This window comes from Rectinema subterraneum (assembly GCA_009768935.1).
Classification (GTDB): domain Bacteria; phylum Spirochaetota; class Spirochaetia; order Treponematales; family Rectinemataceae; genus Rectinema; species Rectinema subterraneum.
On record WESA01000016.1, the window covers coordinates 1 to 20,269 of the forward strand.

General features: G+C 53.9%; 16 protein-coding genes. 4 read left to right on the plus strand and 12 right to left on the minus strand.

Annotated elements, in window-relative coordinates; genetic code table 11:
* Positions 1-140: 140 nt before the first annotated feature.
* The 9 genes from GAP13_RS05730 to glmS form a co-directional block, all read right to left on the minus strand.
* Entirely contained in the window at positions 141-1,439 is a 1,299-nt protein-coding gene (locus GAP13_RS05730; RefSeq protein ID WP_158907096.1) for an MFS transporter, read from the minus strand.
* Positions 1,440-1,444: 5 nt separating this feature from the next.
* Entirely contained in the window at positions 1,445-2,623 is a 1,179-nt protein-coding gene (locus GAP13_RS05735) for a sugar ABC transporter permease (protein WP_158907098.1), read from the minus strand.
* A gap of 11 nt (positions 2,624-2,634) precedes the next feature.
* The gene (locus GAP13_RS05740; RefSeq protein ID WP_158907100.1) at positions 2,635-4,158 is read right to left on the minus strand and encodes an ATP-binding cassette domain-containing protein; all 1,524 of its coding nucleotides are present in this window, start codon (positions 4,156-4,158) and stop codon (positions 2,635-2,637) included.
* Positions 4,159-4,260: 102 nt separating this feature from the next.
* The gene (locus GAP13_RS05745) at positions 4,261-5,343 is read right to left on the minus strand and encodes a sugar ABC transporter substrate-binding protein (RefSeq protein ID WP_158907102.1); all 1,083 of its coding nucleotides are present in this window, start codon (positions 5,341-5,343) and stop codon (positions 4,261-4,263) included.
* 218 nt (positions 5,344-5,561) lie between these two features.
* Complete coding sequence (locus tag GAP13_RS05750; protein WP_158907104.1) at positions 5,562-6,650, minus strand: D-xylose ABC transporter substrate-binding protein; 1,089 nt, start codon at positions 6,648-6,650, stop codon at positions 5,562-5,564.
* Entirely contained in the window at positions 6,643-8,298 is a 1,656-nt protein-coding gene (locus tag GAP13_RS05755) for a response regulator (RefSeq protein WP_158907106.1), read from the minus strand. The genes GAP13_RS05750 and GAP13_RS05755 overlap by 8 nt, the downstream gene beginning before the upstream one ends.
* A complete protein-coding gene (locus tag GAP13_RS05760; protein ID WP_158907107.1) occupies positions 8,295-9,803 on the minus strand; it encodes a sensor histidine kinase in 1,509 nt (502 codons plus the stop codon). The genes GAP13_RS05755 and GAP13_RS05760 overlap by 4 nt, the downstream gene beginning before the upstream one ends.
* The gene (locus GAP13_RS05765; protein ID WP_158907109.1) at positions 9,800-10,819 is read right to left on the minus strand and encodes a sugar ABC transporter substrate-binding protein; all 1,020 of its coding nucleotides are present in this window, start codon (positions 10,817-10,819) and stop codon (positions 9,800-9,802) included. The genes GAP13_RS05760 and GAP13_RS05765 overlap by 4 nt, the downstream gene beginning before the upstream one ends.
* The gene (glmS, locus tag GAP13_RS05770) at positions 10,816-12,648 is read right to left on the minus strand and encodes a glutamine--fructose-6-phosphate transaminase (isomerizing) (RefSeq protein WP_158907111.1); all 1,833 of its coding nucleotides are present in this window, start codon (positions 12,646-12,648) and stop codon (positions 10,816-10,818) included. Before glmS ends, GAP13_RS05765 begins: the two co-directional genes overlap by 4 nt.
* Before the next feature lie 177 nt (positions 12,649-12,825).
* Here glmS and GAP13_RS05775 point away from each other — a divergent pair, with 177 nt between their 5' ends.
* Positions 12,826-13,575, plus strand: coding sequence for a biotin--[acetyl-CoA-carboxylase] ligase (locus GAP13_RS05775; RefSeq protein ID WP_158907112.1), 750 nt, complete (start codon positions 12,826-12,828; stop codon positions 13,573-13,575).
* On the opposite strand, the gene GAP13_RS05780 is transcribed toward GAP13_RS05775, so the two are convergent.
* Both GAP13_RS05780 and hflX read right to left on the minus strand, forming a co-directional pair.
* The gene (locus GAP13_RS05780; protein ID WP_158907113.1) at positions 13,561-14,487 is read right to left on the minus strand and encodes a ketopantoate reductase family protein; all 927 of its coding nucleotides are present in this window, start codon (positions 14,485-14,487) and stop codon (positions 13,561-13,563) included. The two genes, GAP13_RS05775 and GAP13_RS05780, sit on opposite strands and share 15 nt — an antisense overlap.
* 3 nt (positions 14,488-14,490) lie before the next feature.
* The gene (gene hflX, locus GAP13_RS05785) at positions 14,491-15,816 is read right to left on the minus strand and encodes a GTPase HflX (protein ID WP_158907114.1); all 1,326 of its coding nucleotides are present in this window, start codon (positions 15,814-15,816) and stop codon (positions 14,491-14,493) included.
* Positions 15,817-15,926: 110 nt separating this feature from the next.
* On the opposite strand from hflX, the gene GAP13_RS05790 reads away from it, so the two are divergent.
* Positions 15,927-17,297: an aminotransferase class I/II-fold pyridoxal phosphate-dependent enzyme gene (locus GAP13_RS05790; protein WP_158907115.1), complete on the plus strand. Its 1,371-nt coding sequence runs from the start codon at positions 15,927-15,929 to the stop codon at positions 17,295-17,297.
* A 79-nt stretch (positions 17,298-17,376) separates the two neighbouring features.
* The gene (locus GAP13_RS05795) at positions 17,377-17,583 is read left to right on the plus strand and encodes a GGDEF domain-containing protein (protein ID WP_371709626.1); all 207 of its coding nucleotides are present in this window, start codon (positions 17,377-17,379) and stop codon (positions 17,581-17,583) included.
* Positions 17,584-17,615: 32 nt separating this feature from the next.
* On the opposite strand, the gene GAP13_RS05800 is transcribed toward GAP13_RS05795, so the two are convergent.
* On the minus strand, positions 17,616-18,341 hold the full coding sequence (locus GAP13_RS05800) for an RluA family pseudouridine synthase (protein ID WP_158907119.1): 726 nt from the start codon (positions 18,339-18,341) through the stop codon (positions 17,616-17,618).
* Between the two features lie 228 nt (positions 18,342-18,569).
* Between GAP13_RS05800 and groL the strand changes: the two genes are divergently transcribed.
* The gene (groL, locus tag GAP13_RS05805; protein WP_158907121.1) at positions 18,570-20,213 is read left to right on the plus strand and encodes a chaperonin GroEL; all 1,644 of its coding nucleotides are present in this window, start codon (positions 18,570-18,572) and stop codon (positions 20,211-20,213) included.
* Positions 20,214-20,269 lie beyond the last annotated feature (56 nt).

The following is a 20,269-nucleotide window of genomic DNA, read 5'->3' on the forward strand; positions in this document are numbered from 1 at the left end:
CGCGCATTCTCGACCCCTCTCAAAACCTCTGCGGAGTATCTGCCTCGCTATGCGCTTGCGTGAGTTTTCTCCTACCTGCCTTCTGCAAGGTTCGTAACACTATGGACTCTTTCTGGCTTCTGTACGCTCTCGGGCTAGGCTTACACTGATCCCGCCGCTGCCCGTGCTGCAAGCTTTTCCTTCAGGTCCGCTATATCCTTGGGAATAAAGCGCCCAGCAAAGATGAAAAAGGCAAAGCATGCAGCCCAAGCCACCGTACATATAAGGAGGATCGCGTTTCCGAGCGTGCTTTTGTCGGCGATGATCCCCGCCATGAGGGGGGCGAGCGCGGAACCCGCGGCTTCGATAAAGTTCTGTACCGCGTTGGTCGTGGACCTGATTTCGGGCTCGGTCACATCGTAAAACGACGAAAGCACATTCGGCGACGCAAATGGGATGAACAGCGCGGTGGCACACAGCATGATGCCAAAAGGCAGGTGCGCTGCCAGGGGTATGTTCATGGTGATCCATAGCAGCACCGCCCCAATGGCAACACCCGCCGCACCCACGATCACCCGCCCTTTGGGTGTCTTTTTGAAGAGCCTGTCGCCCAGTGCCCCTCCCAGAGGGTAACCCGCGGCCAGAATGAGCACGGCTGGAACCATCGTCAGAAGCGTCTGCGTATCGCTGTAACCCCGCTCGGTCTTCAGGTAGTCGAAAAACCAGTAGGTGATGACATTCCAGGGGAACACACCGATGAATCCCTGCACGAAAAGAATGATGAGACTCTTTTTCCTGAAAAGCCCGCCCACGGTTTTCCAGCTGAACTTGAAACGCTCGAGATGCTCGACCGACGAAAGCTCCGGCTCTGTCGACCCGCGCGGCCTGTCCTTGACAAAGAGAAAAATGATAAAGGACACAACGATACCGAGCGAGCCCGTGAGGTAGAACACGTTCCGCCAGCCGTAGACCGCTCCGAAGGCCAGAGCAAGGATCATCCCGACAAGGTAGCCGAAAGGCTGGGCCACCTGCAGAAATCCGTAAATCTTACCTCGCTTTTTCGGCGGATAATAGTCGGAAATGAGGCTGTAGAGCCCGGGGTAGCTTGAGTCATCGATGCCGGTGCCCGCGCGTGTGGCAAGGAATATCGGGTAAGTGGGGGCTATGGCGTTGAGCCATGTCGATGCTCCCCACAGAAAAGACGCGAGCGCGATGAGTTTCGGCCGCGAGAACTTGTCGTAGAGCCATCCCCAGATCGGGTAGAAAATGGCACCGACGATCAAGGCTCCCGTGGTCACCGCTCCCATCTGGGTGCGGCTGATCTTGAAGGTATCCATTATCTGCGTGGTCAGCGGCCCGATCAGCAGCTTGTCCGCCTGATGCAAAAGCATAAAGCAGAACATGATCCAGAATGTGGAGCGCGCGCCTTTTACGGCGATTTCTTTTGTCTTTTCTTTCATAAGATTTATGATTTCCGCTTGCGGGTCATAACATCAAATATTACTGCAAAGAGCAGCACAAGGCCACGGATAATATACTGCAAGGATATATCAGTTCCGAGCAGGTTCATGCCGTTCATCAGCGACATATACACGAGCGCGCCGACCAGTGAACCCGTTACCGAACCGATGCCGCCAGCTGCCGAAACGCCGCCGATGTATGAAGCCGCGATGGCGTCCATCTCGAACAGTTGCCCCGCCTGGGGAGTGGCCGATTTGAGCCTCGCGGTAAACAGGATGCCGGAAAGCGCCGCGAGGAAGCCCATCGATGCGAATACCGCCATGGTTATGCGCTTGACATCGATACCCGAGAGTTCCGCCGCTTCCGGGTTGCCGCCTACCGCATAAATATGCCGTCCGATCACCGTGCGCTGGGTGATGAAGTAATACACGAGCACGACCGCGACCATTATCACGACTGTCCAGGACATCCCGTTGTATCCGGCAAGAATCCAGGTAATGAAACCGAGGACGACCGATATGAAGAGAAGTTTGGCGGTAAACAGGCCGGTCGAAAGCACTTCGAAGTTGTACTGCAGTTTCCGCCTGCGGTCGGATATCTGGCCTATAATGAAGAGTACAATCGCAACAGCGCCCAGCAGCAGCGTCGTCTTGTGCACGTTCGGCAGGAAGGATGCGCTTGCAAACAGGTCCGGTATATAGCCGTTCCCGATTGCGTTGAAGGATTCATTCGGAACGATGATCGTACCGGTCGCGGCTGTTACCAGCATCAAGGCGCCCCGGTAGATCAGCCATCCTGCGAGGGATGCGACAAAGGCGGGAATGCCGAGCTGCGCCACGGGGAAGGCCGTGACAAGCCCTGCAATGGTACCAAGCAAGAGCACCAGCAGTATGGTGAGCCATACCGGCCAGTTCCACTGGGTAAGCGCTATCGCCGCGACCGCGCCGAGGAATCCCGAAAGAAATCCGACCGACAGATCGATATGCCTGATCACGATGACCAGGGTCATTCCTACTGCAAGAACAGCAATGTACCCTGTCTGGTTGAGCAGGTTGGCAATATTTCTCGAAGAAATGAAAAGCCCGTTCGAAAGAATCGTGAAAACCGCCATTATGACTGCCAGCGCGATGTACATGCCATATTCGCGGACATTCTTTTTCAGTACCGTCAGCAATTCGTTCATTCTTCCCCTCCTCAGTACTGCGTGGCAAGGCGCATGACCGCTTCCTGAGTCGCCGTTTTTGCGTCGAGCTCGCCGGTTATCGTGCCGTTTGCGACAACGTAAATCCGGTCGCTCATGCCCAGGATCTCCGGCAATTCGGAAGAGATCATCAGTATGCTCATGCCTTTGGCCACGAGATCGTTGATTATCGTGTAGATTTCGTATTTTGCGCCGACGTCGATTCCTCGCGTGGGCTCGTCGAAAATCAGAAGATCTGGCCCGACAAACAGCCATTTTGCCACAGAAACCTTCTGCTGGTTGCCTCCCGAGAGATTCATCACGAGCTGATGAATTCCGGGTGTTTTTATGGAAAGGGACCTGACGAAATTGACGGCATTCTGCTTGTCGAGCTCTTCGTTGACAATGCCGTTTTTTGACACCCCCTGGAGATTTGCAAGTGAAATGTTGTGCTGGATTGACTGGATGAGCACGAGCCCGTTGCGCTTGCGGTCCTCGGTCGCGTACGCGAGCCCTGCCCTGATTGCATGGCGCGGATGGCGGAACACTTGCTTTTTGCCTTTGAAAATCATCTCGCCTGTGGTGATATAGCCATCCGGATTACCAAAAAGGCTGCGCGCAAGTTCAGTACGTCCCGAGCCAACGAGGCCGGAAAGCCCGACAACTTCGCCTTTGCGCACATGAAAATTGACATTATTGAGCACCTGGCGGCCAAGGTTGACATCGAATGCGCTCCAGTTGTGCACTTCGAGCAGGATTTCATCCGAAGGCTTTGTTGTTCTTGGTGGATAGATATTTTCGATGGAGCGGCCTACCATGTGCTTGATGAGAACCTGCTCGTTCACCTCGTCCTTTTGCCGGTCGAGCGTACAGATGGTCTGACCATCGCGAAGGACTGTGATAGTTTCCGCGATTTCAAGCACTTCCTTGAGCTTGTGCGAAATCATGATGCAGGTAACGCCCTGGCTCTTCAAAAGGCGCAGAATATCGAGCAAGTTTTCGCAATCGTCCTCGTTCAAGGCAGCGGTTGGCTCATCGAGAATAAGGAGCGATACATTGCGGCTCAAGGCTTTGGCAATTTCCACAAGCTGCTGCTTTCCGATACCCAGATCCTTGATCTTTGCGCTTGGATTGACTGAAAGCCTCACACGCTTCAGAAGCTCCTCGGCCTTGCGGATCATTTCTGGCGTATCGATGGTAATTCCGCGCCGTATTTCGTGCCCGAGCATGAGATTTTCGTACACCATCATTTCGGGCACGAGCGCAAGCTCCTGATATATAATGCCGATACCTGCCTTCTCGCTGTCATGAATGCCGCTGAAGGCAACCTTCTTGCCATTCAGGATAATCTCGCCCTCAAATTCGGTGTGCGGATAGACGCCGCTCAATACTTTCATCAATGTCGATTTGCCGGCGCCATTTTCCCCGACAAGACAGTGGATTTCCCCTCGGCGTACAACAAAATTCACATCATTCAAGGCGCGTACACCGGGAAACGTCTTTGTAATGTGCCGCATTTCCAGAATATTGTCACTCATACCGTACCTGCCTTGATACATAGTAGTACAAAGAGGAGCCGCCCGGAATGAGCGGCTCCACAAAATGCTTCTAATTAGCAATCACAGATTGCTCGACCCCGATTATTTGAGGCCGGTGAATTTGTCGGCAGGCCAGTATCCGGAATCGACAATTTCCTTCTTTACATTATCCTTTGTAACGGTGACGATTGCGGTCGGTTTGGCCGGAACGTCTTTCTTACCATTGTTGTAGTAGGAAGTGACGGGCGGGGTCTGACCCTTCATGTAGGCGACTGCCGCATTGATGGCATCATTGACGAGGGTGCGCACGTCTTTGAGGACCGTCATGGATTGCTTGCCGTCGATGATGTACTGGATGGACGCAATCTCGGCATCCTGGCCAGTGATGTAGTAGGTCTTGACATCCTTGTCGGCTGCAAAGGCGTCTGCGATTGCACGAGCGGTGCCATCATTTGGCGCGCAGATGTACACAGTGCCTTTTGCTTCTTTTGGCGCAGCGGTGAGGTTGGCTTCGGCCTTGTTCTTCGCATCGTTGAAGTTCCAGTTCGTGGTTACCTGGCCGATGATCTGGGCTTCCTCATCGCGGGTCAGCTTGGCCTTGTTCTTGAGTGCGACAGCCTTGTCCGAATTTCTTACGATGTAGGTGCCATCGGCAATCTTCGGCTGGAGGGCGCTCCATGCACCTTCGAAGAAGATGAATGCATTGTTGTCGCTGGCTGCGCCTGCATATAGATAGAGGTTGTTGCCCTTGCTGCCAGCCGGAACCTTGGAATTGAGATAGTCGCCCCATGCTTTTCCGACCATGAAGCTGTCGAAAGTAACATAGTAGTCGACGCTTGTGGTGTCGCGGATCAGGCGGTCATAGGAAATGACCTTTACACCAGCTTTATGGGCCAGATCGGCTGCGGCTGCTGCAGCGGTTCCGTCCTGCGGGCAAATAATGAGCACTTTGATCTTCTCGCTTATGAGTGCTTCAACGTTGGCTTTTTCCTTTGCGGAATCGCCCTGGCTGAAGAGTACTTTTGCGGAGAAGCCCGCGCTCTTGAGCGCGTCTAGGAAGCGGGTCTGGTCTTGGATCCAGCGAGGCTCGTCTTTTGTGGGAAGAACGATACCTACCTGCGTGTCAGCGAATACGAAGCCCGCTACCACCGTGAAGAGCAACGCAATAAAGAGGGTTCGTTTCATCAGGATTCCTCCTTTATGAACTTTCGCCGCATGAAGCGGTGAATTTGGCGTTCGGCTTTCAATGCTCCAGCCTTCGCCGTCTATAAGTTTCTTCCTGTTTTTTGAATCCCGCATCAGGAAAGTTATGATTATTCCAGGGGATTTGCGCACGGAGGTTAATGTCGGAGCACAAGATAGCACTTTTCTGACCAGATGAAGCAAAAATGTCCTGTACGAACTCAGCGCTTTACATTGCGGTACACATCTTCGCGTGTATGGAAGCCATCTTTGATTACCGTCGAGCCCAGGGTTTTTGCAGTGACAAGAATCGGCTCAAGCGCAATGTATGGCACCTTGTAATGGCCATCGTCGATCTTGTTGTCATAGCGAACTTTTTCGCCGCGCGCCATCATGACAGCAAAACCGGCTGCTTTCAACGCGAGCGCATCGATCGGCTTGTAGATGGTCGCGAACTGACTGCCTTCTGCAATGCGCTGGCACGCAGCAAGCTCCGCATCCTGCCCGGTGACTATGGTCTTGCCTACCATACGGTTTTCTGAAAGGACCGATATCACCGTCTCTGCAAGCATATCGTTCCCGCACAGCACTGCATCGATTTTTTGCCCCGGCTGCAAAAGCGTTTCGAACCTTGTCCTCACCTCATCGCTGATCCAGTCGCTTGGCCAGATCTCCCCTGCGAGATGAATCCGGCCGCTCTGTATGAGCGGATCGAGCACTGCGTGGAAACCTTTGTTGATCATGAATGCGTTGTTGTCGGTAATCGCGCCGTTCACGATGATATAGGTGCCGCTCGGCACCGCTTCGGAAGCTGCTTGTGCCTGGAGGCTGCCCACTTTTTCGTTGTCGAATGAGATATACAGGTCCACATCCGCGTTATGCACTAGTCGGTCATAGCTCATCACAGGCACGCCGCGGCGCTTCGCTTCGCGACACACTTCAGTGAGTTTTTCGGCATCATTCGGGATAATTACAAGCGCATCGATGCCCTGATTCAAGAGTTCCTTTACTTGGGAAATCTGGGTGTTGGCATCCTGGTTGGCGACTCGCAGCACAACCTCGGCTCCCAAGTCATGGGCCGCCTTAGTAAAGCTGTCGACATCGCGCCGCCAGCGCTCGACAACCAGTGAATCGAGGGAAAAACCGATGATGGGCGCTCTGTCCCCGATAGGCTTTCTGGCTTTGGAGCATGAAACAAGATTGAGGCTCAATGATGCCGCAAACAGGATAATCAACAGAGAAAAATAAAAATTCCCGAATTGATGCACGTGCCTCGGCCCATGCTGCAGCATATGTTTTGCATTATGCATCACTTTCCTCCCCGCCGGATTTCCGTGCGGAATATTCGCTTGGCGAGACACCCGTCATCCGGCGAAACAAGCGCGCAAAATAATTCGCATCGGAATAGCCGCAGAGCCTGCTCACATCGCGCACCGATACGTTCGGCTTTTTCAACATTTCTTTTGCTTTTTGCAGGCGGTAATCGATGAGCGTGCGCGCAAAGCCTTTTTTTAGCTCATCCGACATGAGCCTGGTAAGGTGGCCAGCTGAAATACCAATAGCCTCCGCTGCGCTCTCAAGAGTAATCGGCTCCTGATAATGATTTTCGATATATTGGATTGCGCGGACGACAAATGGCGAATGAGAACCCGCCGCCACGGCATACTTCTGCAGCGATGCAAAGCGTTCGCGCACTTTCGCCGCGAACAGATGACAGGCGGCTTGGTTCCAGAGCTGCTCGATATCGCTGAAATCCATAAACTCGCGATAGACCTGCTCGGAGAGAATACCGCCGCCGGCAAGCTTCAATGCAGCAAAAGAGAGAGCAGCAATGATACGGAAGAGCGAGTCGCGCGCTGCTGTGTGCGAGCACTCGATCTGCATGAGCATTTTCTCGAGAGACTGGCCCGCCATGGCATATTGGCCTTCCATAATTTCTTCCGAGAATTGCGCGTCGAGCGCACAGGAAGCATGATTCTTTTCCCATTCGGACAGCTGGATTTCCAAATTGACTTGAGGCTGGACAATAGCTGATCCTACAGCGGCGCTAATTCCTGCGATATCGGAGCCTTTTTTCGGAATCAGCGTGCTGCCGGCAAAAACCTGAACCGCTGCACTCCAAGACCGCTCGAGATTCTCCAAGATTTCAGGCTGGCCATGCGCGAGCACAATCTCGCCCGTCGCAAGCTCGGACGAAAAAGCTCCCCTGAGAATTTCCAAAAAGGCAGAAATTTCGGAAGCAGCAATACTTTCGCTTTCAAGCACTGCCTTCTTCATTGGCAAAAACCATGCGCAATATCGGTTATCCTCAAGCGGCCCGACCAGCACGACAGTTTTGTATTGGATTAATGAACAGAAACGCTCATACAAGGCACCTGCGTTTCCATCCATCGGCGAAAAGCTCGCAATGCCAAGAACACCCGCATCTTCGTTTATCTTGAGCATTTCTTTCACAAGCCCCAGGTTCTTCCTGAGCTCTTGCTGCCAGCGAACACTGCAGAAAAAAGCTGTCCGGATGAGCGGCACCAATCTCTGCTGGCGATCCCGAAATTCAAGCTCGCGCTTGTCGAAAAGCCGACTTCGGTCAAGATAATCAGAAGCGACGCGCAGCGCGATTTCGAGCCGTTCCCTTGATACCGGTTTCAGAAGGTAATCGCACACACCCATGCTCAGCGCTTCCCGCGCGATGTCAAAGCGCTCATACGCAGTGACAAGAATGAAGGCAGTGGCGCTTTTCTGCCGCGACAGTTCGCGAATCGCATCAAGCCCTGTGATGCCGGGCATCTGCACATCCATAAGGATAATATCAGGCGCGAGTTCCTTGGCCTTTTCGATCGCTTCGCGCCCGGATTGCGCAACCCCCACAACGGTATACTCAGTCTGGAAATAGCGCTTGAAAAGGAGCAAAAGCCCATTGACAATCGGCATTTCGTCGTCAACTACGAGTACCCGTTTCATATCGGTTTTCCTACTGGCAGCACGATAGTAATGCGCGTGCCATGACCCGGCTCGCTTTCTATTTCGACCTTGCCCAATCCGCCGGTTGCGAGCGCAACTCTGCGCACGACATTATGGAGCCCAATGCCGCGTTGCGGAGTTGTGTCTTCAGGATCGGCTGCGGAGAGTGCGCGAGCAATATCATCCTTTGCCATACCTTTTCCTGAATCGCTGACCGAAAGCCTGATTGTCTCGCCTTCAATGCGCGCTGACACGATCACATCACCGCCTTCTTCAATATCGCGCAAACCATGGGCAATCGCATTTTCGACGAGAGGCTGCAAGACCAGTGCCGGCGTTTCATTGCCGAGCGCTTCATCCTGGACTTCAATCCTGAATCTGTAGCGCTCGCCAAACCTCAGCTTCAAAAGCCAAATATACTGCCGTACACATTCGATTTCTTCGGACACAAGGACAAATCGCGTAGAAGGCTTGAGGGCATATCGAATAAAAGCCGCAAGTTTTTCGAGAAATTCAGCTGTCTTTTCGTTTCCTTCCGCCAGCGCAAGCTGCCACCCCGCCGAAAGCGTATTATAGAGAAAATGCGGATTTATCTGCGTCTGCAGCGCGAGCAGTTCCGCATCTTTGAGGCGGTGCTGGTACGTGAGCACGCGCATTCGTTCTTCCATGAGCGAGCGCTCGAGCTCTGCTTTTCTTGTCAGCTCGGCAAACGCTTTCTGGACGCTGTCCTGCATGTTGACAAACGCGTCGTGAAGCGTGCGGATTTCATCTTCATTTTCGTAGGGGGGAAGAGGATGGTCATATTCTCCGCGCCCCACTGCCTCCGCTGCAACCGACAAGCGCGCAAGCGGCTCGGTGATCGTGTACGAATACCTGGCAATGAGCGCGATGGAGAGAAGAAAGGCTGCAAGCAGCAATACTGCGTTCGACACCAGAGCAAGGCTTATATTTGCCCTATAGGAAGAAAATCCCTTGAGCGATTGGCCGAGGTGAATAGTATCCATTTTCGCACTCAAAAATTCAATCAGAGAAGCGGTGCGACGCGCTTCTTCGTAGAGGCTGACATATTGCGTCACATTCCTGCCACGTTTTGCCTGGACCGCCCCTTCCGCGCTCACGAGATAGCTGTCGACCAGAAAAGCAAGGTCCTTTTCCAGCAGAAACACATCATCCACCTTGTTTTCTTTGTTGAGCCGAAGCTTCATGTTCGACAGCGAAGTGGAAGTACGTATGAAATCCTTGAGCGATTCGGAGTTCTTGGCGCTGAGATATCCGGTCAGACTCTCCTGCGTCTCGCGCAGGGTAGCACGCAATTCTTCCATTGATATGGAGTTGCGAAATAAAAGCTCGACACTGCGGGCAAGATCGAACGATGCGAATGCAGTATACGATGTCGCAATGACGAGCACGAGCAAAATGATGATAGAATTGACAATAATGCGGTTGCGCAGGCTGCCCTGGCGCCTTGGCTTCCACGGACGGGCGAGAGACACAAGATCGATCATGGTGTCGTCCCCCGCTCAGGCTTGACATGATATCCGACCGAAATTCTCTCCGGCTTCCGGATGCCGATCCGCTGTCCAACCGCAAGCGCTACAGCGGATCTGCCCATTGCAGCAGCATCGCGGACAATGCTCGCATGTACGACGCCTTTCTCGATAAGCCGGTTTACTTCTGAATTCTCATCCGAGCCTATTATCACAACCTGCCCGACAATTCCCCGGTCGATAATGACCTGCGCAGCTCCGATTGTCGCCTTCGCATCGATACAGAGAATCGCATTGATATCAGGATGGCTCGAAAGCATCCGCGCGCAGGCATCTTCGCCGCCAAGGATACTCTCTTCTTCTCTTACAGCAGCAACAATTGCAGCGCCCGGACGATTTTTTATCATTTCCACCACGCCCCGATAGAATGGCTCCTCGGCCTGCGCATACCCCTGCGAAGTATCAGCTGAAAGAATAATACCTATGCGCGCCGCAGAACCGAGCAGCCCCAGCACAAGGGAACTTGCCTCTTTGCCCTGGCTGAAAGAATCCCCTGACACACCAGAGCGAGTCCATTGGGCCGGAGCATCCATTGCGAGCGGCACAAACGGCATCGCTGCGCTCTCTGCTTCGGCTGCAAATCGGCTTGTCTCCATGCCTTTGGACTGAAAAAGAATAATGCCGTCGGTTTTGCTGCGCAGAGCAATCTCGAACCATCGCCACACTTCTTCTGACGGGTTGCTTCCTTCGCCGATTGCCGATGCCGAATAATAAAAAACCTGCAAGGCCGCGTTCTGCCTGTCCGCTTCCTCGCGCAAGCCCTCGACAAGGTGACCATAAAATGGATCAACAGCGTCAGGAATAATCGCAGCAATATGGAATCGGGCTGTCCTTACAGTAGCCGGATTGCGCAAAATTGTCGAAGCGAGAGCACTGCGGCTTCTGCTCACAAGGGCGATATTGAAGGCAAGCGCTCCGATCATGGCGACCGCGAATACCACAATCGGCAGCATGCGCCATGCGGGATTTTTCATTCTACGGTAACACTCTTGGCAAGATTGCGCGGCTGGTCCACATCTCTGCCCAGCTCGAGCGCGCAGAAATAGGCGAACAGTTGCAGCGGCACGACCATGCTGAATGGATAGAAACGTGGATCTGCCTTGGGCACAGCGATGAAATCATCCGCCAGGGCCATGGCTTCAGTGTCCCCCTCGACGCCAACCGCGATGATAGGGCCGCCGCGCGCCTTTATTTCGCGGATATTCGAAATTGTCTTTTCGTGCAGATAGTCATCCGAAACAAGAAATACGCTTGGCACCTCGGGGCTTATGAGCGCGATCGGCCCGTGCTTCATTTCCCCCGCGCTATAACCTTCCGCGTGGATATAGGAAATTTCCTTGAGCTTGAGCGCGCCTTCGAGCGCGATGGGATAGAGAATGCCGCGGCCGAGGTACAGAAAATCCTTTGCTCTGCAATATTTTTTTGCAATGGCCTGGATGTGATCACGCTGTGCAAGGGCATCGCGGACCATTTCGGGCACTGCGAGCAGGGAGCGCGTGAACTTCTGCCCTTCTTCGCGGGACATGTCGCGCATGCGCGCCATAAGGAGGGTAAAAAGATAAAATGCCGTGAGCTGGCTGGTAAACGCCTTGGTGCTCGCAACAGCAATTTCTGGGCCCGAGTGAACATACACGCCACCGTCGGATTCGCGGGCAATTGTAGAGCCGACAACGTTGCAGATTCCGAGCACAGTGGCGCCTTTGCGCTGTACTTCGCGCATTGCATAGAGCGAATCGGCAGTCTCGCCGGATTGGCTGACCACGAACCAGAGCGAATCATTTTCCACAACGGGGTTGCGGTACCGCAGCTCGCTCGCAAGCTCAGCCTGCGCGGGAATGCGCGCGGCCTGTTCGAGAAGGTAGGAGCCTGTCATGCCGGCATGCCAGCTTGTCCCTGCGGCGATAATACGCACTCGATGCACGTCAGCGAGCTGGCGACGGCTTAAGTTGAGGCCGCCGAGCTTGGCGGTGGCATTCTCTTCGTCGATGCGGCCGCTCATCGCGCGCGCGATGGAATCGGGCTGCTCGAAAATTTCCTTTTCCATGTAGTGCATGAAGCCGCTTTTTTCGATTGCTCCAAGCTCCCATGTGATTTCATCGACCTGCTTGTCAAGCATGTTGGAATGCCGGTCGGTGATCGTGTAGCTGTCCCGGGTGATATCGACGACCTCGCCGTCATTGAGATAGATGACACGATTCGTGTAGGCGACCATCGCCGTGATATCGCTCGCAAGGAACATCTCGTCGTTGCCCACTCCGACGATGAGCGGGCTGCCATTTCTGGCACCCACAATGCGGCCTGGCTCATTGGCATGGATACACGCGATGCCATATGTGCCCTCCAGATGCTGAAGCGCAGCCAGCACTGCCTTGAGAAGGTCGCCTTCATAATACGAAGCGATCAGATGGGGGATCACTTCGGTGTCGGTTTCGCTTTTGAAAACCACACCTTTTTTTCCGAGCATGGTGCGGAGCGTTTTGTGGTTTTCGATGATGCCATTGTGCACGACGACAATTTTGCCGGACATGTCAGTGTGAGGATGGGCGTTTGCCTCGGTCACCCCGCCATGGGTTGCCCATCGGGTGTGTCCTATGCCCCAGCTGCCGTCGATATCCTCGGGCATTTTCTTTGCGAGTTCGGCAATCTTGCCGACTGATTTTATAATTTCGAGGCGAGGCTCTGCATTTTCCCTACCGACCGCGATTCCTGCCGAATCATATCCGCGATATTCAAGCCTTCTTAATCCTTCAAGGAGAATTTTCGCTGTCTTTCTAGGACCAGTATAGCCGATAATGCCGCACATCGAGCGCTCCTTTCTTTCTATGCAATTCTGACATGATTGTAATTCGATAGTATCATATAATGGATTTGCTGCAAGCGGCGCAGAGCAAAAGCTATCGGGAACGGCATACACAAGGTTCGTGACAGTATAAGCGGCTTGCAGCGCGCGGGCCTTTTCGTTCATTATCAATTCAAAATCATGAGTGAACCGGCATTCCTTTTTCGAATGTTTTCTCTTCCCATGGTAGGCTCGACTATGGACGAAGCCCGGCGCATTGCCGAAGAAGGTTTTCCTGGCGCAGCGCTGGTGCGCGCCGATACACAGAGCGCGGGTCGCGGCCGCCTTGCGGGAAGGCAGTGGGTCGATGCTCCTGGCAGCTCGCTTCTTGTGACAATGCTCATGCCTTCGGATTTCCGTACAGTAGAGGCGCTTCCGCTCCGCGCGGGCTTGGGCATTCTGCGCGCGATTGAATCAGACACCGGAAAAAGCTTGTTGCTGAAATGGCCGAACGATGTGCTTGCGCCCCCTCGATGGGGCAAGCTTTGTGGCATCCTCTGCGAGAATTCCAAAGGAAGGGTTCTGATCGGCTTTGGAATTAATATAAAAAAAAGCGCACATGCACGGGCAAATCCCTCATTCCCCGCTGCAAGCATCGAAGAACTGTGCGGCTTTGTCCCTTCGACATTTTCTGATCTGGATGCAGCGGCACAGCGAGTGGCTCGCTCAATTATGAAAGCCTTGCAGGACTCCGGTTGGCATGAAGCGTATGAATCCTATTTATGGGCGCGAGGCTCGTCTGTGCAATTCGATGCCGGGCACCCCGATGCTCCAAAACGAATCGAGGGCATTCTTGAAGGAGTCGATAACGAAGGCAAGCTCATTCTGCGCGTCGCCGGGCAGCGGAAGACGTTCGCTTCCGGAGAACTGTCTCACCTAAGAAGCATATGACTCCTCAAGCGCGCATATCGCCTGATATAGCATTTCATTGTAGGGACAGCGGATACCTGCTTCTTTCGAAAGGCGCACCATGGTTCCAGCAAATGCCTCGACTTCAGTTCTCCTGCCTGCCTCCACATCCTGCAGCATAGAAGTGCGTCCGAATGATGGCAGGCCATCCAGAATCGAAAGCATCCTTGCGATATCGTCATCAGAAAGCCCGGTGCCGAATTTTTTCGAGAGATTGACGACTTCGGCCATTGTCTGTTCCAGCAATGCGCGCGCATGCCGACTTCGATGGAACAGCGAATACGAAGCTCTCAAAAGCGCTGACCACTGGTTGACCGCAACATTCATCATGAACTTGAACCAGACCTCTTTGACAATATCTTCCGGAATTCGATATGGCACATTGCAAACGCTAAGGAAATCGCCGAGCACGCGCAGCTTTGATTCGCCAGCCGCAATCCGCTCTTTTTCAAAACCGAAAAAGATCTGGCCTTTTGATGTAAACTGGACTTCATTCGCATGACGATGCGCATCGATGCCCAGAATCATCGCAAAAGGAACCTTGTCCGCACCGAACTCATCACGAAGCCGGGGAACCGCGGTAATGCCATTCAACAGCGACAGGATTATTGTGTCGTTACCAACAAAGGGCTTCATTTCGTCGATCGCTTCATCGAGACTGTAATTCTTGACAGCCAGAATGACAAGATCGGCTTTGCGGCTTGTGTCTTTTTCTGCGAGCGGGAAAAAATACCGCGTGCCATTCACAACAAATCCTTCCTTTCTGTACCGCTCCTGCCGCTCTCCGCTCGCGCATACCTCTACTTCCGCATGACCGGAATCGCTCAGCATTGCTGCCACAGAAGCACCTATGGCTCCAGCACCCACAATGACCACTGAAGAAATCCTGTCCATTTCTCACTCCCCTTCTGATTCACGGGCTTTCCCTACTTCGGGATCCTCCGCGGCAATGTATTGCAGAATTTTGGATTCCATGCGCTGGGGCACTCTGCATCGCAGCCATGTGTATGCATCGTCGCTGCGCTCTTCCAGAACCGTTCCCTCCCGCATCACGAGGCTCACGATCCAGTAATCAGCGTGCGGAATGCGGAGCGTGCACGTTTTCATGTCCTTCGTAAGCGATTCCTGAATCGCTTCTATAAGCGCATCGAGGCCCTCTCCAGTCTTTGCTGATACCGCAAGGCTGCCGGGGTATCGCGCCAGAAAGGACTGCACGACATCGGGCTCTGCGAGATCAATTTTGTTGAGCACGAGAATGCGCGGCACATCCTGGGCGCCGATTTCAGAGAGCACCTGAATTGTCGTCGCAATATGGGCATCCACCCGCGAATCGGATGCATCCGCGACATGTATGAGAATATCCGCCTGCGAGGCTTCCTCCAATGTAGAATGAAAAGCTTCGACAAGCCCATGCGGCAAGTTCCGGATAAAGCCTACGGTATCGGTTAAAAGAAGGGTCTGACCCCTTGTTAACATAAGCCGCCGCGTTGTCGGATCGAGCGTGGCAAAGAGCTTGTCTTCCGCTCGCACGCTTGCAGCGGTGAGCGCGTTGAGGAGGCTCGACTTGCCGGCATTGGTGTAGCCGACTATGGCTGCGCGCGGCACAGACGCTCGTTCTCTCCTCCTCCGCTGGACTGCCCGCTCTTTCCGTACTGCTTCGAGTTCGCTCTGTATCTCATGAATGCGGCGCTCGATTTCGCGGCGGTCAAGCTCTATTTTCTGTTCGCCCGAGCCTTTGGTGCCATATCGCCCGCCTCGCTGGCGCATAAGATCATCGTAGGAGTGAGCGAGGCGCGGCAGTGCATATTGAAGCTGGGCAAGCTCGACCTGGAGGCTGGCCTCTTTTGTGAGTGCCCGCGATGCAAATATCTTGATAATGAGTTCAGCGCGATCGTACACCTTTTTCGAGGACAGCTTTTCCCAGTTGCGCTGCTGGACGGGGCTCAGAATGTGGTCGAAAATAATGGAATCCGCGTGCGCTTCCTCGGCCGCCGCAGCGATTTCATCCGCTTTGCCGGAACCAACCAGAAGCGAAGGTGTCGGATCTCTCAGCTGAATGAGCATTTCGCCCGCTATATCAAGGCCAAGGGTCCGCGCCAATCCATGCAGTTCATCGAGCAGCTCGCGCGCTTCTGCCTTGCGAATTTTATCTGTGGCCATGCCGACAAGAAAGGCTCGCTCGACGCTCTCGTTCTGATTCTTTTGCGCTGTATTCGAAGTCATTCTCTTATAGTACACATATATTGCGTTCTTGGCACTATGCTCGACCGCCCTGCGCTCGACTGCCCTGCTCGCCGCATGGTACAATACGTTTATCAATATTGGGAGGGTATATGCCGCTTCAGATTTCCGACCTCAGCAACGCCGTTCTCCATACCCATTATGCAGTACGTGGACCAATTGTCGCGCGCGCCCAGGAACTCGAGAATCTTGGCAGAGAAATAATCTATTGCAATATCGGAAATCCTCAGGCGCTGGGGCAGAAACCTCTTACCTACGTGCGCGATGTGCTGGCGCTATGCGAACAGCCTGCCCTTTTAGAAAGCGCGCCGCACGCCTTCCCCGAAGATGTGATTGAAGCCGCGCGCACCATTCTCGGCCAGTCAAAATACGGCCTCGGCGCCTATTCGGAATCCAAAGGCATGCGTTTTGTCCGCAAGGCGATTGCCGACTTCATAGCTGCGCGCGATAGCACAAGCGGTGTCATGCAGGCTTCCAACCCCGAACACATCTATCTCACCGATGGTGCATCAAAAGGCGTGCAGACCGCGCTGCGCCTTCTCATCGCCTCGGAAAAGGACGGCATTCTCATCCCTATTCCTCAGTATCCGCTCTATTCAGCGACAATCACACTCTATGGAGGCCGCCAGATAGGCTATTATCTCGACGAAGATTCCGGCTGGAGCCTGAGCGAACAGATGCTGGAAGAGGCGATGCACGAGGCAATAAAAGAAGGCATCCGCGCCCGGGCAATTGTTGTCATCAATCCGGGGAACCCAACGGGTGCCGTACTCACCGAAGAAAACATCGAAATGGTCATCCGCTTTGCGAAGCGCCACAACCTCGCAATCCTCGCGGACGAAGTGTACCAGGAAAATATCTACAAGCCAGGGGTGCGCTTTCTGTCCTTTGCCCATGTCATGACCAAGTTGTCCGAGCATGAAGTGAGCCTCTTTAGTTTCCACTCCACATCCAAGGGCTTTTTCGGCGAGTGCGGCCAGCGCGGCGGCTATATGGAAGTGCGCAATGTTCCCGAAGAAGTTATCGCCCAAATTACCAAACTGCAGTCAGTGGCGCTCTGTGCAAACCTTCCCGGCCAGGTGATGACCTACCTTATGGTCAATCCGCCGAAACCCGCCGATCCGAGCTACAAACGCTACGTCGAAGAGCGGAGCCATATCCTCTCGGAGCTCGCACAGCGCGCAAAAATCCTCGAAGAAGGCCTCAACCGAATCCCCGGCATCCATTGCCAGCCTATCCAGGGAGCAATGTATGCCTATCCTTCGATTTCGCTGCCTGCAGGCAAAACCGATGAAGAATACTGCATGGCCCTGCTGGAACAGACCGGCGTCTGCGTCGTGCCGGGCACGGGTTTCGGCCAAAAACCAGGCACCGCACATTTCCGCACGACAATTCTGCCGCCGACACGACAGATTGAGGCGGTAATCGATGCAGTCGATGCATTCCAGAGACAATGGGGGTGAGCGCATGGAAAAGGGGGAGCGGTCGGCATTTTCGATGGGCGAGAGAGATATCCAGGCGCAATAGGTTCCTTTTGGCCTCTTGATGTTCGATATCGACCATTTCAAAAAAGTGAACGACACCTATGGGCATCTGGCCGGCGATATCGTACTCAAAATGGTAGCCGGCACAATTTCGGGCGCACTCAGGCCGCTTGACACCGCTGCCCGCTTCGGCGGCGAGGAATTTGTGGTGCTCGTGCCCAACTGCAATGAAGAATATCTCTTTTTGCAAGGCGGCTCTTTCTGACGCAATGAGCGCGGCCAGAGGGCACGCGGCACTCAGATCGCCCGCAATTTTCGAAGCTGATTCAGGGCTGCCCTGAAGTCGCGCGGCAGCGGTGCTTCAATTTCGAGCCGCATGCCGCTTGTCGGGTGCAGAAACGTGACTTTGGATGCGTGCAGTGCCGATCGGGCTATGACAGGCTTTTCCTCGAACGCATCGCCTTTCCATCGTCGTTTGAGCTTGGAAAGCATAAGCGGCTTGGTATCCCCGTACAGTGCATCCGCAAGAATCGGCAGGCGGGATGCCGCAAGGTGAACCCGAATCTGGTGCGTTCGCCCAGTTTCCGGCAATGCGCGCACAAGCGCAAATCCGCGGAAGCGCTCGACCACTTCAAATCTGGTAAGGGCCGGCTTTCCCTTGGACATATCAATTATGGTCCTGTGCATCCGGTCGCCATCGGCGCGCAAAGGTGCGTCAATCTCCCATTCATCGTGTTCAGGTTCGCCTGAAACAATTGCAAGATAGACCTTTTCGACCTGGCGAGTGGAAAAGCGCTCATTGAGGGCGCGGTGCGCATCCTGGGTCCGGGCATAGAGGAGCACGCCGGTAGTATCCTTGTCGATGCGATGGACAGGCAAAAGCGTGCCGTATTCTTTTGCAAGCATTTGCTGGGCTACCGGCACCTCGGGATCCCAATGATCGGGGATGGCGAGTACTCCTGCCGGCTTGTCGATCGCAATGATCGAATCATCGAGGTACAGAATCGGAAATTGTGCTTTCACATGCCTACTGTAACATAAAGCAGCATATGCGGATACTCTGGAGGGGCCGAGATTATACTACGCAGGATGCGGAATTCGTCTTCCACTTGCCGAATTTTCTCATTTTTTATATCTTTGTTGAGGCCTTTCAAAGCCGTTCCAATATAGAACATCCGGTTCCGCGGCATCTCAAATCGATGCACATGTCGGCATCCGGAAAAACACTGCCATTTACAGGAGAGCAAAGGTATGGCGAAACAATTGTTGTTCAGCGAAGATGCGCGACGGAAACTGCTCGTCGGCGTCGAGACTATCTCCAAAGCTGTCAAGGTAACGCTTGGTCCGAAGGGCCGGAACGTACTTCTTGACAAGAAGTTCGGTGCTCCTACAGTGACCAAGGACGGCGTTTCGGTCGCCAAGGAAGTAGAGCTTGAGGATCCGTACGAGAACATGGGTGCCCAGCTGCTCAAGGAAGTGGCCACCAAGACAAACGACATCGCCGGCGATGGCACAACCACCGCAACCGTGCTTGCCTATTCCATCGTGAAGGAAGGGCTCAAGTCCGTTGCTGCCGGTATCGATCCGATGGCGCTCAAACGCGGCATCGACCAGGCAGTCACAATTGCTGTTGAAGAAATCCGCAAGAATTCTAAAGAAATCAAAGAAAAAGAAGAAATCGCGCATGTTGCATCTGTTTCCGCGAACAACGACATCGAAATTGGCAACCAGATCGCCGATGCGATGGAGAAAGTCGGAAAAGATGGCGTAATCACCGTCGAAGAATCCAAGACCATGGATACCACCATCGAGTATGTGGAAGGCATGCAGTTCGATCGCGGCTATACGTCCCCCTACTTTGTGACCAACCGCGATTCCATGACCACTGTATTCGAGAATCCGCTCATCCTTATCCATGACAAGAAAATCTCCAACATGAAGGATCTTCTCCCTGTCCTCGAGAAGATTGCCCAGACCGGCAAGCCCCTTCTCATCATTGCAGAGGATGTCGAAGGCGAAGCCCTTGCTACCCTCATTGTGAACCACCTGCGCGGCACGTTGAATGTCTGCGCGGTCAAGGCTCCCGGCTTCGGCGACAGGCGCAAAGCCATGCTCGAGGATATTGCCATCCTCACCGGTGGCGAAGTCATCTCCGATGAGCTTGGCCTTAAGCTCGAGAACACCAGCCTCAACCAGCTCGGAACCGCCAAAACCGTCAAGGTCGACAAGGACAATACCACCATCATCAATGGCGGCGGCAAGCAGAAAGATATCCAGGACCGCATCGCCCAGATCAAGAAGCAGATCGAAGAGACCACCAGCGATTATGACCGCGAAAAACTCCAGGAGCGCCTTGCCAAGCTCGCCGGCGGCGTAGCAGTCATCAATGTCGGTGCAGCCACCGAAGTCGAAATGAAAGAGAAGAAGCACAGAGTCGAGGATGCACTCTCCGCAACCCGCGCTGCAATCGAAGAAGGCATTGTGTCCGGCGGCGGCATTGCACTTATCCAGGCTGCGCTCGCTCTCGACAAAGCGGACATTTCCAAGCTGAGCGATGACGAGAAAGTTGGATATAAGATTGTCAAACGCGCCCTCGAGGAGCCCATCCGCCAGATCGCCGAGAATGCAGGCATCGATGGTTCCATCATTGCCGACAAAGCCAAGCACGAAAAGAAAGGCATTGGTTTCGATGCAGCGAAGATGGAGTGGGTAGACATGATGAAGGCTGGAATTATCGACCCGGCCAAGGTTACCCGCAGCGCGCTGCAGAACGCAGCCTCCGTTGCCGCACTCCTTCTTACCACCGAGTGCGCCATCACCGATCTGCCCGAGAAAGAAAAGCCCATGGCAAATCCCGGCGGCGGAATGGGTGGTATGGGCGGAATGGATTATTGATCTCCTAAGAGCAGGCTTTTATCGAAAAATTAAAAGCCTGCTCTTGCAGAAAAAAC